The organism is Siminovitchia fordii DSM 16014 = CIP 108821 (genome assembly GCF_000374565.1).
Lineage (GTDB): Bacteria > Bacillota > Bacilli > Bacillales > Bacillaceae_C > Siminovitchia > Siminovitchia fordii.
The window spans coordinates 130,608-144,812 of sequence record NZ_KB894686.1; the positions used below are offsets into that span (position 1 = coordinate 130,608).

Consider the following 14,205-nt stretch of genomic DNA (forward strand, 5'->3'; position numbering starts at 1 on the left):
TATTTTGTGGAATTGAAAGGAACTCTTCCATTTTGTATAATAGGAATTCTGGGAGAGTGAGAAAATGTTACAGCCAAATACCCGCTGGATCGTTCGGAAAAATGATGAGAAAGCGGTTCAAATGTTATCTGATAAACTTGATATATCCCCGTTAACGGCCACATTACTTGTAAACAGAGGAATCGATGATCCTGTTGAAGCCAATCGATTTTTACATATTGAACGGGAAGACTTCCACGATCCATATTTGATGCAGGATATGAAAAAAGCGGTAGAACGGATTTCCCGCGCAATCCAGGATCAAGAAAAGATCCTGGTATATGGCGATTATGATGCTGATGGTGTAACAAGCACCGCAGTTTTAATGACGGTATTAAGAGACTTGGGAGCCTCTGTTGAATTTTACATACCAAATCGATTTACAGAAGGATATGGCCCGAATGAAAATGCTTTCCGCCAGGCTGCAGATAATGGAGTCAAGTTAATCATAACTGTAGATACCGGAATTGCGTCTGTACATGAGGCAGAAATCGCGAAACAGCTTGGAATGGATCTGATTATCACGGATCATCACGAAATCAGGCCTGAAATACCATCTGCATTTGCTATTATACATCCGAGGTATGATGACACCCCTTATCCGTTTCCGGATCTTGCGGGAGTAGGTGTCACTTTTAAGCTTGCCCATGCATTATACGGGTCTGCGCCTGAACAACTTTTGGACCTTGTCGCTATTGGAACGATTGCCGACCTGGTACCCCTGCATGGAGAGAACCGGCTTATTGTCAAAAAAGGCCTACGGGTTCTCAGACAAACAGAACGTCCTGGATTAGCTGCAATGAGCAGGATGGCAAGTGTAAATCTCGCAGAAGCGAATGAAGAAACGATCGGTTTCACAATCGGTCCTCGTCTGAATGCGGCGGGAAGGCTGAATTCAGCCGTACCTGCTGCTGAACTACTGCTATCGGAAGATGGTGAGACAGCGGAATTGTTGGCTCGCGATATAGAACAATTGAACACTGAAAGGAAAGACATTGTTTCGGAAATAACGAAAGAAGCCATGGAAATGGTGGACACACTCTATCCGACTTCAGAAAATCATGTGCTCGTCATCGGAAAAGAGGGATGGAATCCAGGAGTGGTCGGTATTGTAGCCTCAAGACTAACTGAAAAGTACTACAGGCCAGCCATTGTATTGGGCTATGATACAGAAACGGGGAAGGCCAAGGGATCTGCAAGAAGTATTAAAGGTTTTGATTTGTTTGAAAGTCTGCTGTCTTGTTCCAGCTTGCTTGAACACTTCGGAGGACATCCAATGGCTGCTGGAATGACGCTCTCTATCTCTGATGTTGAAGAACTTAGAGCCCAATTGAACTTTTTAGCAAAAGAGCAGCTGAGTGAAGAAGATTTGGTTCCATTCACAGATCTTGATGCAGAGGCCTCATTAAGTGAAATAAGTATTGATTCAATTAAAGAGCTGGACATGCTGGCTCCATACGGGGTTGGCAACTCGAAGCCGAGGTTTATGGTCGATCAAGCTGTCCCTCAGGATATAAGAAAAATCGGAGCGAATCAAAATCATTTGAAGCTGACTCTGAAACAAGCGGGGGGTACGCTGGATGGGATCGGTTTTAATCTCGGGTATCTTGCAGACAGTATCTCTCCCGATGCAAAGCTTTCCGTCATCGGGGAACTGGCTATCAACGAATGGAATAATATGAGGAAGCCGCAAATATTTATTAGAGATGCCGGTATTAGGGACTGGCAGCTGTTTGACATGCGCGGAAAAAGACGGCCTGACAGCTGGCTTCCACTTTTGCCGAAAAAGAATGTTTATTTCATCGTTTTTAGACAGCAAACCATAAAAGAATTTCCGTTGGATGCCGCTGAGTCAAATATCAAATTGATTGCAGATTCCGAAGAGGCGAAACAACTGATGATCGAAGGGAAGAGCATCGTATTACTTGATCTCCCTCCGAATTTATCCCTTCTCGAAGAATTGATAGAAGGAAAGGCGCCAGATCGTATATACGCTCATTTTTTACATGATCAGGGGCAATTTTTTAAGACGATCCCGACAAGAGATCACTTTAAATGGTATTATGCCTTTCTAGCGAAGAGACGCACGTTTGATGTAAGAAAATACGGTAAAGAACTGGAAAACTACCGTGGTTGGTCAAAAGAAACAGTCCAGTTTATGACTCAAGTGTTTTTTGAGTTGGAATTTGTTACAATTAAAGATGGAATTATCGTTCTTAACCAAGTTAAAATGAAGAAAGATTTATCTGATTCGCCTGCCTATCGGCAGAAACAGGCGGATATTGAACTGGAAAATGTGCTGATCTATTCATCATATCAGGATTTAAAGCAATGGTTTGAGAAGCGAGTCGCACACCCTGTTAATCATGAGGAGGAAGTGGATGCATGGACTTAAAACAATATATTACAATCGTTCCGGATTGGCCCCAAAAAGGAATTTTATTTAAAGATATCACGACATTGATGGATAATGGCGAGGCTTATCGGTATGCAACAGATCAAATAGTTGAATATGCCAAACAAAAGGAAATAGATATTGTCGTCGGTCCTGAAGCGCGCGGATTCATCATTGGCTGCCCAGTTGCCTATGCCCTCGGAGTCGGCTTTGCCCCGGTCAGGAAAGAAGGAAAGCTTCCAAGGGAGACAATTAAGGCGAATTACGGAAAAGAATACGGCAAAGATGCTTTGACCATTCATAAGGATGCCATTAAAAAGGGTCAGCGGGTCTTGATTACTGATGATTTATTAGCCACTGGGGGGACGATTGAAGCGACAATCGAGCTTGTTGAAGAATTGGGCGGAATTGTTGCGGGTATCGCTTTCCTCATTGAACTCTCTTATTTGGACGGAAGGAAAAAGCTTGAGAATTATGATCTTCTGTCATTGATTACTTTTTAATGCACAAAATTACTGAAAAGCACTCTCTATTTGAGTGCTTTTTATTATAGCTGCCTACATAAAATTCGATATAATTTGATAAAATGATGGAAAATAACAGCTCGTTCTTTACAACCAACGTATAAAAAACGATAATAGTAATCATATATTCTTTTTAGATTCGACATTTTTCATAATCTTTATTTTTATAAAAAAGGTGATCCTTGTGGCAAAAGATAACATTTTAACAGCTGAAGATGTCTTTGAACGGACAAGTAAATATTTAAACGAGGAACACGTCGGACTGGTTAAAAGGGCTTATGAATTTGCCCGTCAGGCCCATAAGGATCAATTTCGAAAATCCGGGGAACCTTATATTATCCATCCGGTCCAAGTAGCGGGTATACTTGCTGACCTCGAATTGGATCCTGCTGCAGTTGCAGCCGGTTTTCTTCACGATGTAGTGGAAGATACACAGGTGACAATCAAGCAGATTTCCGAGGAGTTTAATAGTGAAGTGGCAATGCTTGTTGATGGTGTCACTAAACTAGGGAAAATAAAATATAAATCGCATGAGGAGCAGCAGGCTGAAAATCACAGGAAGATGTTTGTCGCCATGGCGAAAGATATCCGGGTCATTTTGATCAAGCTTGCTGACCGACTCCACAATATGCGGACATTAAAACACTTGGCACCTGAGAAACAAAGAAGGATTGCCAATGAGACGCTGGAAATCTTTGCTCCGCTTGCCCATAGGCTTGGGATTTCGAAAATCAAGTGGGAGTTGGAGGATACATCGCTTCGATACCTGAACCCGCAGCAATACTACCGCATCGTCAATCTGATGAAACGGAAGCGGGCAGAAAGGGAGCAATACTTGGACAACGTTATGGATGAAGTGGAAAAGCGGCTGGAAGAAGTTGAGATTAAGGCTGAGCTTTATGGCCGGCCCAAGCATATTTATTCCATCTATCGGAAAATGACTCTCCAGCACAAACAATTCAACGAAATATATGATCTTCTTGCCGTACGGATAATTGTGAACAGCATCAAGGACTGCTATGCCGTTCTCGGTATCATCCATACCTGCTGGAAGCCGATGCCTGGAAGGTTCAAAGATTATATTGCCATGCCCAAGCCGAATATGTATCAGTCGCTCCATACAACAGTTATCGGGCCAAATGGCGAGCCGTTAGAAGTGCAGATACGGACAATAGAAATGCATAGGATTGCCGAGTACGGGATCGCAGCTCACTGGGCTTATAAAGAAGGAAAGACAATTGACCAAAAGGCTTCCTTTGATAAAAAACTCTCCTGGTTTCGGGAAATTTTAGAATTTCAAAATGAATCAGCTAATGCCGAAGAATTCATGGAGTCATTAAAGATCGATTTATTTTCCGACATGGTGTTCGTGTTCACTCCAAAAGGGGATGTTATCGAACTTCCAGCCGGATCGGTCCCTATTGATTTTGCCTACCGCATCCACTCAGAAATCGGCAACAAGACCATCGGTGCAAAAGTCAACGGGAAAATGGTAACGCTGGAATATAAGCTTCATACAGGCGATATAATTGAAATCCTTACTTCCAAACATTCATATGGACCGAGCCAGGACTGGCTTAAGCTGGCACAGACATCTCAGGCTAAAAATAAAATAAAGCAATTTTTCAAAAAGCAGAGAAAAGAAGAGAATATCATTAAAGGCAAGGAATTGGTTGAAAGAGAGATCAAAGAACTTGAATTTGATGTCAAAGATATTCTTGTTCCCGAAAATATTGAAAGAACGGCCGAGAAATTCAATTTTCCGACCGAAGACGATATGTATGCCGCTGTCGGTTATAATGGGATTTCAGCACAACAGGTTGCCAATAGGCTGACAGATAAATGGAGAAAGAAACGGGATGAGGAAGAGGCAGTCAAAGATATTGTAGCTGAGGGGAAACAATCTCCGCGTCCAGGTAGACATGAAGCTGGGGTTAAGGTAAAAGGAGCGGATAATTTGCTTATTCGTCTTTCCCGATGCTGTAATCCTGTGCCAGGTGATGAGATAATCGGATTCATCACAAAGGGGAGAGGTGTCTCTGTCCATAGATGCGATTGCCCAAATGTCACCAACTCCGAACAAGAAAATCGCCTCATCCCTGTTGAGTGGGTGCAAGGTGGAAATACCCGAAAAGAGTACAATGTCGATATTGAAGTGTTGGGCTATGATCGCCATGGACTTTTAAACGAAGTCCTGCAGACAGTGAGTGGGACAAGAACGAATATCACTGCTGTAACTGGCAGGACAGACCGGAATAAAATGGCTACGATCATGGTGACTATTGCCATTCATAACATCAGCCACCTTCATAAGGTCGTGGATAAAATTAAACAGATTCCGGACGTGTATGCGGTCCATCGAATTATGAACTAAAAGGAGCATTAGAAAAGTGAAAATCGTGCTTCAAAGATGTAAACAGGCAAAGGTGACGGCAGAAGGAAAATTGACAGGGTCCATCGGTAAAGGCTTTGTTCTGCTGGTTGGCATCACTCATGAGGACACTGAAAAAGAAGCGGAATGGCTGGCTGATAAAATCGTAAATCTCCGTATTTTCGAAGATGAGGATAGGAAAATGAACCAATCATTAAAAGATGTGGGTGGCGAAATCCTGTCAGTCTCGCAGTTTACACTATATGCCGATTGTAATAAAGGCAGGCGTCCAAGTTTTGTCGACGCAGCCGTGCCATACATGGCGAATGCCATGTATGAACGTTTTAATGAATTGTTGCGGAGCAGGGGTGTGAAGGTGGAGACAGGCGTTTTCGGAGCCATGATGGAAGTGGACCTTATCAATGACGGGCCGGTTACCCTTGTATTGGAACGAAATAGTTAAAAAAGTATGTGGATAGCATTATATGTATTAACGCTCAGCTTGTAGAGAAATTGGTTGTTATTTCTCTACAAGCTTTATATTTTTTGTATTTTTCATCAGTTTTTTCACTCAATATAAAGGGAAAAACACTTTCACATCAATCTTGGCGGTACAGGTGTATGGTATCTTCTACCTTGCAGACGCCTGTTGGCTGCGCCCGCTTGGATAACTTCCTCAACTGGCCAATAAAGAATTCCATACAGTTCTGCCATATTTCCGAGTCTTGGTTCCACTATTTTTTTAGTCTAAGTGATGTCAAATGAACAAGGAGAAAAATTATATAATCCAAAATACACAAAAAGCCATCGAGGTTTTCTCGACAGCCTGAGCTATAATTGTTTGCTGATCCTTAATTCAGGGTTATTGAAATTTTGGTGCTCTTTGAGAAGATGTAGTGTGTCTAAGTAATGTCGACTGTCCTTCTAAATAAAACGGGTATACTTCTTTTATTTAAAATAATCATTGAGCCCTTCCACAATCGCTTCGATAACTTTTTTACGGTATTTTTCAGTTTTTATTATTTTTTCTTCATCCTCGTTGCTCAAATACCCAAGTTCAAGCAAGACAGCCGGTTGAGTATTTTCCCTCATTACATAGTAATTTCCAAACTGTGAACCCCGATCTTTCAGTTGGATCGATTCGGATAAATGGCTGTGGAGTGTATCAGCCAGCCGCCTTTCATATGAATGATAATAATATGTCGTATGACCGGAAGCGGAAGAATCGTCGATGCTGTCATAATGCAGGCTGATAAAAGCGTCCGCCCTGTTCTCGGCAGCTTTGTTTGTCCTGTCATAAAGGGGGACATACTTGTCGCCTGTTCTTGTCAATACGACATGGGCATCGGCTTTCTCTAGCTTTTTTTTAAGCATTTTTGCCGTTTTCAATGTCAGGTCTTTTTCAAGTGTTCCGTTTGTTCCTGCAGCACCCTGATCATGCCCTCCATGTCCTGCGTCAATCACGATGAGCTTTCCCGATATTCCTTTGCCAGGTCTCCTTTGGCTGGCCGGTCTGTCAGTCATCGAAACAATCCAACTTGCAATGTAGCCTTTTTTTCCTTTGGAAGTTTTCACTTCAACCCAGTCATTTTTTTGGTCAATGACTTCGTATACTTCTCCAGCATATGCTTGTCCGACAATGCTTGATTCGATATCAGGTTTCTTTCTAATTTTTGAATCATCATGAAGAACCATGACATTGGCCGGTTCCCGTTTCGCTTTATCTTGGGCTACTTTGATATATTCACTGCTAACCCAGGCAGTCCCTGATTCAAAAGGAATCTTGGACCACCCGTTGTTCTCTTCGATAACTTTTACTTTGTCTCCTTCTTCCAGCTTGCCGAGAATATTACTTTCAGTGCTCGGCTCAGATCGGACATTCAAGTTTTGAACAGCAATGATTCCTTTTGATGGCTTTACTTTTCCCGCTTTTTTAGATGCCAGCCAACCGGCTATCCAACCGGTTTCTCCTGATTTTAATTCGATTTCATACCAGTCGTCTTTTTCTTCGATTACAGGATATGTTTCCCCTTTTTTTAATTGGGTAATGATTGGGTAAGAAGCGCCGGGTTTTTCGCGGACATTGACCACTTCACCTAAAATTGTGGCGGTTTCGGTGTCTTCAATGGTGAATGACGGATCCTTGCCGCATCCGGCGATTATGAAAATGAGTGCAAGAATCATCAATATCTCTCTTTTTCCCACGAACATACCGCCTTTCTCTCTTGGTAATCATTATCGCATGATGCGTAAAAATAAAAAAGTGCTTGATTGTTTTTCTTTATTTCTAAAGAAATGGCCCACTTTTCATCATTATAAATTTTTGCGTATTGTAAATAATAAATGAATAACAGTTCCAGGAGGATTTTTATGCGGATTAATGAAAAAAGTCGTTACGCAGGGTCGGCTTTGCCAAATACGGCCGGATTAGATTTACAAAACTTGCTTGATAGGGAATCTGAAGAAGGACCAGCTCAATTCATGCATGAATCTGGCTGGGACAACTCAGGAATACAATTATTAAAAAGAGAGCTCAAACGGGGTTAAGCATTGACAAATTCTGTATACCTTCGTATGATTATATAAATAATTACAGATAGTTCATCCGGTGAGGGAGAGAGTAGTTGGGAACGGTTTGATCAGAGAGGAAATATCCAGGCTGAAAGTATTTCCGCAAATTGCCCCAGTGAAAGACACTCCTTAGGATTCCGCTTCGAACAGCCTTTGCTTAGTAGGAGTAGGACGCTAACAGCGTTATGTGAAAAGTGAAAGTGAAAGATCACTTTTAAAAGGGTGGCACCGCGGGAAATACTCTCGTCCCTTGTTTTACGAAACAAGGGACTGAGGGTATTTTTTTTATCGGATGTGATGGAAAGGAGATATGAGATTGTCTATTCAAATTCCAAGAGGTACACAGGATATACTCCCAGGCGAAGTGGAAAAATGGCAGTTTATTGAACAAAAGGCGAAAGACATATGCAAAAGATATTTATACAAAGAGATCAGGACACCGGTTTTTGAACATACGGAACTTTTTCAACGGAGTGTTGGGGATACGACGGATATTGTCCAGAAAGAAATGTATACGTTCGAAGACAGAGGAAGCCGGAGTCTGACGCTGCGTCCGGAAGGTACGGCAGCTGTTGTACGGTCTTACGCCGAAAATAAAATGTACGGACAAACGGTCCAACCTGTCAAGCTATATTATTTAGGGCCGATGTTTCGTTATGAACGTCCGCAAGCCGGCCGTTACCGCCAGTTTGTACAATTTGGGGTGGAGGCAATTGGAAGCGATGATCCGGCCATAGATGCGGAAGTCATATCACTCGCGATGGAGCTTTACAGGGAGCTAGGTTTAAAAAAGCTGCGCCTTGTTCTCAACAGCTTGGGTGACAGTGCGAGCAGGAAGGCGCACAGGGATGCGTTAATCGCTCATTTCAAACCTAGAATTGGAGAATTCTGTGAAGATTGCAGGCACCGCCTTGAAACGAATCCACTGAGAATCCTGGATTGCAAACGGGACCGTGAGCATGAACTTATGTCTTCTGCACCTTCAATACTGGATTATTTGAATGATGAATCACGGGATTATTTTGATAAAGTAAAAAAATATCTGGAAGACATGGAGATAGAATATGTGGTGGACCCGACCCTTGTTAGAGGCTTGGATTATTACAACCACACGGCTTTTGAAATTATGAGTGATGCAGAAGGCTTCGGTGCTATTACCACTTTATGCGGTGGTGGAAGATACAATGGGCTTGTGCAGGACGTAGGCGGTCCTGACCAGCCGGGAATCGGATTTGCGTTAAGCATCGAAAGACTTATAAGCGCACTCGAAGCAGAAGGGGTTTTACCTCCTCATGAGGAATCCATTGATTGTTATATTATCGCACTTGGAGAAAAAGCGATGGATTATGCTGTCCCTCTTTTGCAGGAGATTCGGAGGGAAGGTCTTTCCGCGGAGAAAGATTATATGGGGCGCAAGATGAAAGCCCAGTTCAAGGCCGCAGAACGAATGAATGCCAAGCATGCCCTTATTATAGGGGAGGATGAACTGGAAAAAGGAAAAGCGGCAGTTAAAGATCTGCAAACGGGCGATCAAGAAATTGTTCCGCTTGAAAATATTGTTGATTTTTTAATCAGAGGAAAATAAGGAGAGTCTGCTCATGTATGGAAGAACGTATTACTGTGGAGAAATTACAGAAAGTGCAATTGGAGAAGCTGTTAATTTAAAAGGGTGGGTTCAAAGACGCCGTGATTTGGGCGGATTGATATTCATCGATTTACGCGACCGTACGGGTGTCGTTCAAATTGTTTTTAATCCAGAAATTTCAAAAGAAGCTTTGGAAACAGCGGAAACAATCCGTAATGAGTTTGTTATTGATGTAAGCGGAGAAGTGGTTAAGCGGGATGAAGCGACTTTTAATCCCAAAATCAACACAGGGACAATTGAAGTGATTGTTAATAACGTGAACATTATCAATAAGGCAAAAACCCCTCCGTTCATGATCGAGGACAGGACGGAAGCTGCAGAAGACATACGGTTAAAATACCGCTATTTGGATTTACGCAGGCCTGAGATGTTCGAAGTATTCAAGATGCGCCATGATATTACAAAAACGATTCGGAATTACTTGGATGAGAATGGTTTTCTTGATATCGAAACGCCGATGCTGACAAAAAGCACACCAGAAGGTGCAAGGGATTACCTTGTCCCAAGCCGGGTTCATCCTGGGGAATTTTATGCATTGCCGCAGTCACCTCAGTTGTTCAAGCAGCTGTTAATGGTCAGTGGATTTGATAAATATTACCAAATTGCCCGCTGTTTCAGGGATGAGGATCTAAGGGCGGACCGTCAACCTGAATTTACACAGGTGGATATTGAAACTAGCTTCATGAACCAGAAGGACATTATGGATATGACAGAAAAGATGATGGCCAAAGTCATGAAAGATGTAAAAGGCATTGAGGTTCCTTCTCCGTTTCCAGTCATAACATATGATGAGGCGATGGCCCGTTTCGGTTCCGATAAACCTGATACTCGTTTTGAAATGGAACTTCAGGACGTTTCCGAAATCGTCAAAAACTCTAATTTCAAGGTTTTTTCCGGGGCGGTCGAATCTGGAGGACAGGTGAAAGCCATTGTTGTAAAGCAGGCAGCTGAAAAATACTCCAGAAAAGATATTGATGCGCTGGGCGAATATGCATCCATTTATGGAGCAAAAGGGCTTGCCTGGATGAAGGTCGAAGAGGACGGGATCAAAGGACCAATTGCCAAATTCTTTGATGAAGAGGAAGTGAAGCAGCTTACCTCTGTCCTTGATGCAGAAATCGGCGATTTGATTCTTTATGTTGCGGACAAAAAGAGCGTTGTGGCTGACTCTCTCAATGCCTTAAGGTTGAAGCTTGGAAAAGACCTTGGGCTTATCGATGAAAGCAAATTCAACTTCCTTTGGGTCGTAGACTGGCCGTTATTGGAATATGATGAAGAGGAAGGGCGATACACAGCAGCACACCATCCATTTACAATGCCTGTCAGGGAGGACGTCGAGTTGCTTGAAGCAAAGCCTGAGCTTGTACGCGCGCAGGCCTATGACCTTGTCTTAAACGGGTATGAACTCGGAGGAGGTTCCTTGAGGATTTTCGAAAGGGATATCCAGGAAAAAATGTTCAAAGCACTCGGGTTTTCGGAAGAGGAAGCTCGGGAACAATTCGGATTTTTGCTTGAAGCTTTCGAATATGGCACTCCACCGCATGGAGGGATTGCGCTTGGCCTTGATAGGATGGTTATGGTTCTTGCCGGACGATCCAGCCTTAGAGACACCATTGCTTTTCCAAAAACAGCAAGTGCAAGCGATCTTCTGATGAAAGCACCGGACGAGGTAGACAGTAAGCAATTGAAAGAACTTCATCTTCAAGTTGGAGAGAAGAAAATATAATATAAAAGGTTGAAGCAAAAACGCAAGGCCCCTTGTTATTGTTTTGACAAGATAACTTAGCCACCAACACCTTGGTTATTAAAGTGAATACAAAAAGGAAAGCAGGTCCGGCATTTAAAGAAGTCGGCCTACTTTCCGTTACTCAATGGAAATTTCTGTGAAGTCGTCATTATCATCGATAACCCGTTTTTGTTCTCTAGCGTCTTGGTGTTCACTGAACCTCTCATTGGATTCCTCACTAGATTGCCAACTGGATTCTTCACTGTCTTCCACACTAGACTCATCCCCAGCATCTTCCTTATCTTCATTTTCTTGCTTGAAGCTTTCAAAATCAGCTTTTAAATCTTCAGCAATTTCTGTGGGAAGTGTACTTGATCCATATGTTGCCCCTATGTTGAGCTGTCCGCCTAAATCCTTAATTCCCAAAGAACCGAAATTATTGTTTTGCTCATATTTATCCAATAAAATTTTATCAACCTTTATTTCTCGTATGACGACAGATTGTTCGTCCTTTTTCGGAATGGAATTCTTTTTAAGCTTTTCTAATTCGTCCTTTAGTTCTATTGTCTGTTGCCTGTTTTCTTCTATGATCCCCTCCATTATGGCAAAATGCCCTTCCATAACAGCTAACCGCTCATCCAAACTGTTTACTTTGGATTGGATGGGTGCCAGCGTTTCTGAAATAAACTTGGACAATTGCGTTAAAAAGTGCTCATCCACCGTAATATATGCTTCTCGTTTTTTAGTTGTTTCCTTATCTGATCTCTTGGGAATTCTATTCCGTTCATTATAGTCATATTGGGAGGATATGGTTTCTTTTTTCCACTTACTCTCCAGTTTAAGAAGCCTGTTCATATGTACATCTATTGAATTTATTTTTTTCACTTGTTGTTCAAGTGTCTGTACCCTTTTCGTGAGTTTCTGTATTTCCTCATCATTATTTTCATTTCGGTTGAATAAACCTTTTATAGGCATTATCAATTCACACCTTTATTGTTTAAAAGAATGTTGTTCTAAAATGAAAGGGGTTGTTCAAAATGAAAGCAAAAACGACCATTAATTTGCATGGCTTGCACATTCGGTCAATAGACAGGAGATCTTCCGTTACTTTAGGCAGTACAAATTCGCATGGAAACCATGTTTTCAACCATCGAAATGAAGGATTTGGGGAGCAAAGTGGCGATGGAGTAATACAAAATTATCCTATTTCGGTTGTAGAAGATTCTGATTTTATCGATAATAATGGCCTGAAAAAGTAAATCTACTGGATAGGTATATTTTCTTGTTGGGTATATCTTTTCTTATATGTCACAAATAGGAGGCCGCTCTCAAATTTAGCTTGTACATCTTTATGATCAGCAGGTTCTGGCAGCTCAATAACCCTCTCAAATTCTCCATGATGCCGTTCAGCTAGAAAGGGGGATCCTGAAACAATCGGTTTTTTACTTATTCCTTTGACAAGCAGCTTAGTTCCCGAGAGTGATAGCTGAACCTCGTCTTTCTGAAGACCTGGTAATTCAATGATAACCATTATTTGTGTGTCCGTTAAATAAATATCTACTAACGGGAATTTGGTCGAAGGTCTGCTTGCCTGTGAACTTATTGGATATCGCTGAGAGTTTTGCCCCGACGTATCCATAAATTGGTCGAAAATGGCATCCCAAAAGTTTCCGTTTTGGTATTTTTGTGCCATTTCCATCCACTGTTTCAGTTTTTCCAGGTCCATTATTCCTACCTCCAAACATTTATCATTTTACTTGGACAGGAATAGGATAAGTTGCACAAGTATGTTCGTAATGGAGGACTTGACTGAACCACCGTTCAAGCATACCGGACTTCCCTAATTTAAAGTGCTGGCTTGATCTTCAAAGTTAGTACGAAGAAGAATTTCATTTTTGACTATCCTTTTATATATGTATTAACACTGGGATCCATTCATTACTCCAATTCTTTACACTTCAGAGGGGGCGGGTTCTTTCGCATTTATCTCATATATGGAAGAGCTTTGTAATATATTCACTAAAAGGAGGGAGGGGCCATGCATGAATGGGGGATCTATTAATATAAATATATATATGTTAAAGATAAATTCCTTCGAGAACGCATCTGCCGTTAATATAGGCCAAAACTTGTTGGCTAATTGGAATAATTCGGATAAGAAAACACAAGGTTTTGGACAGAACTTTGGAGATGACAGTGCCTTTTTTAGTCCGCAAGGATTTATTGATGACCGTGATCTAGTGGATTCTCCATCCACCTTTAATGCCTTGCCTAAGATGAGGGGGAAAGGGTGATATAGTGTTTGGACCTGTAGTCATAAACCTGTTGGTATTTAAAGTCAATACAATGGATCGAAACGCATCCGTAAACTTAGCAGCTTCTGCGAGGTTTGATGTTTTTCTGTCCAATAAACAAAACTATGGTTTAGGGGAAGAAAACGGCGACTTTTCGATCATGAATGTCCCGCTCAATCTTGTCAATGACCAAGATGTCAATGACTCTAATTCACAGAAGACAAGTGTTATATAAAAACGGTAAATATGTTCAGAAAGGCGAACCGAAAGAGGTTCGCCTTATTGTATGATTGGGCTAGGGGCAGAATTCCGTTGTATAAGAACAGTTAGCTTAACTTTTATCAATTGGATTAGCAAGGTTGGCTCTGTATGGAAGATTATCCAGCATGATTTCGATTGATATATTTTTGTGCCTGTGATAATATTTAATCAATCAGAAAAGTCCTGATGTGTTCGTTTAAATACCTTATCGTTTTGACCGACAAGTTTTAACTACGGGAGCTTGGAGTTTCCATATCGATGGCAAGCCTTTGGTAAAAGGACGCTTGAGATTTGGAGCAGAGCACCCACCTGCTGAGAGCGGGTTCAAAACAAAGGATCATAAAAAACGGCACAATCGGGACTTTTCACTTTGTAAAAA

The 14,205-nt window shown here is 41.8% G+C and carries 14 protein-coding genes, 1 other RNA gene and 1 other annotated feature; of the genes, 11 read left to right on the forward strand and 4 right to left on the reverse strand.

The annotated features are described in order from the left end of the window. Nucleotides 1-64 precede the first annotated feature (64 nt). The 4 genes from recJ (at nt 65) to dtd (ending at nt 5,792) form a co-directional block, all read left to right on the forward strand. Complete coding sequence (recJ, locus tag C509_RS0104605) at nt 65-2,434, forward strand: single-stranded-DNA-specific exonuclease RecJ (RefSeq protein WP_018705737.1); 2,370 nt, start codon at nt 65-67, stop codon at nt 2,432-2,434. Then, the gene (locus tag C509_RS0104610; RefSeq protein WP_018705738.1) at nt 2,425-2,937 is read left to right on the forward strand and encodes an adenine phosphoribosyltransferase; all 513 of its coding nucleotides are present in this window, start codon (nt 2,425-2,427) and stop codon (nt 2,935-2,937) included. Before recJ ends, C509_RS0104610 begins: the two co-directional genes overlap by 10 nt. A gap of 205 nt (nt 2,938-3,142) precedes the next feature. Then, nucleotides 3,143-5,332 carry a RelA/SpoT family protein gene (locus tag C509_RS0104615; protein WP_018705739.1) on the forward strand — a complete coding sequence of 730 codons (2,190 nt, stop codon included), beginning with the start codon at nt 3,143-3,145 and terminating at the stop codon, nt 5,330-5,332. 16 nt (nt 5,333-5,348) lie between these two features. Then, nucleotides 5,349-5,792: a D-aminoacyl-tRNA deacylase gene (gene dtd / locus C509_RS0104620; RefSeq protein ID WP_018705740.1), complete on the forward strand. Its 444-nt coding sequence runs from the start codon at nt 5,349-5,351 to the stop codon at nt 5,790-5,792. Between the two features lie 131 nt (nt 5,793-5,923). Here dtd and C509_RS26390 read toward each other — a convergent pair whose 3' ends face one another. Both C509_RS26390 and C509_RS23345 read right to left on the reverse strand, forming a co-directional pair. Further along, entirely contained in the window at nt 5,924-6,064 is a 141-nt protein-coding gene (locus C509_RS26390; protein WP_169509176.1) for a hypothetical protein, read from the reverse strand. A 213-nt stretch (nt 6,065-6,277) separates the two neighbouring features. Next, nucleotides 6,278-7,534 carry an N-acetylmuramoyl-L-alanine amidase family protein gene (locus C509_RS23345; RefSeq protein ID WP_018705741.1) on the reverse strand — a complete coding sequence of 419 codons (1,257 nt, stop codon included), beginning with the start codon at nt 7,532-7,534 and terminating at the stop codon, nt 6,278-6,280. A gap of 165 nt (nt 7,535-7,699) precedes the next feature. On the opposite strand from C509_RS23345, the gene C509_RS25975 reads away from it, so the two are divergent. The 3 genes from C509_RS25975 to aspS all read left to right on the forward strand — a co-directional run bounded on the left by C509_RS25975 (nt 7,700) and on the right by aspS (nt 11,271). Beyond that, nucleotides 7,700-7,876 (forward strand): hypothetical protein, encoded by a 177-nt coding sequence (locus C509_RS25975; RefSeq protein WP_018705742.1) that lies wholly within the window; start codon nt 7,700-7,702, stop codon nt 7,874-7,876. Between the two features lie 52 nt (nt 7,877-7,928). Beyond that, nucleotides 7,929-8,154 (forward strand) — a binding site (T-box leader). A 62-nt stretch (nt 8,155-8,216) separates the two neighbouring features. After that, nucleotides 8,217-9,485: a histidine--tRNA ligase gene (gene hisS / locus C509_RS0104635; protein WP_018705743.1), complete on the forward strand. Its 1,269-nt coding sequence runs from the start codon at nt 8,217-8,219 to the stop codon at nt 9,483-9,485. Between the two features lie 13 nt (nt 9,486-9,498). Further along, on the forward strand, nt 9,499-11,271 hold the full coding sequence (gene aspS, locus C509_RS0104640) for an aspartate--tRNA ligase (protein ID WP_018705744.1): 1,773 nt from the start codon (nt 9,499-9,501) through the stop codon (nt 11,269-11,271). A gap of 138 nt (nt 11,272-11,409) precedes the next feature. On the opposite strand, the gene C509_RS25005 is transcribed toward aspS, so the two are convergent. Then, nucleotides 11,410-12,246 (reverse strand): hypothetical protein, encoded by an 837-nt coding sequence (locus tag C509_RS25005; protein ID WP_018705745.1) that lies wholly within the window; start codon nt 12,244-12,246, stop codon nt 11,410-11,412. Nucleotides 12,247-12,308: 62 nt separating this feature from the next. On the opposite strand from C509_RS25005, the gene C509_RS0104650 reads away from it, so the two are divergent. Then, nucleotides 12,309-12,530: a hypothetical protein gene (locus C509_RS0104650; protein WP_018705746.1), complete on the forward strand. Its 222-nt coding sequence runs from the start codon at nt 12,309-12,311 to the stop codon at nt 12,528-12,530. A gap of 2 nt (nt 12,531-12,532) precedes the next feature. Here the strand turns inward: C509_RS0104650 and C509_RS0104655 are convergent, their stop codons facing one another. Continuing rightward, on the reverse strand, nt 12,533-12,997 hold the full coding sequence (locus C509_RS0104655; protein WP_018705747.1) for an Hsp20/alpha crystallin family protein: 465 nt from the start codon (nt 12,995-12,997) through the stop codon (nt 12,533-12,535). Nucleotides 12,998-13,313: 316 nt separating this feature from the next. Between C509_RS0104655 and C509_RS0104660 the strand changes: the two genes are divergently transcribed. From C509_RS0104660 to ssrS, 3 genes are all read left to right on the forward strand, one after another. After that, complete coding sequence (locus C509_RS0104660; protein ID WP_018705748.1) at nt 13,314-13,565, forward strand: hypothetical protein; 252 nt, start codon at nt 13,314-13,316, stop codon at nt 13,563-13,565. Between the two features lie 4 nt (nt 13,566-13,569). Then, nucleotides 13,570-13,800: a hypothetical protein gene (locus tag C509_RS0104665; RefSeq protein WP_018705749.1), complete on the forward strand. Its 231-nt coding sequence runs from the start codon at nt 13,570-13,572 to the stop codon at nt 13,798-13,800. A gap of 203 nt (nt 13,801-14,003) precedes the next feature. Next, nucleotides 14,004-14,192, forward strand: a non-coding RNA gene (ssrS, locus tag C509_RS25370) — 6S RNA. The last annotated feature ends 13 nt before the right edge of the window (nt 14,193-14,205 follow it).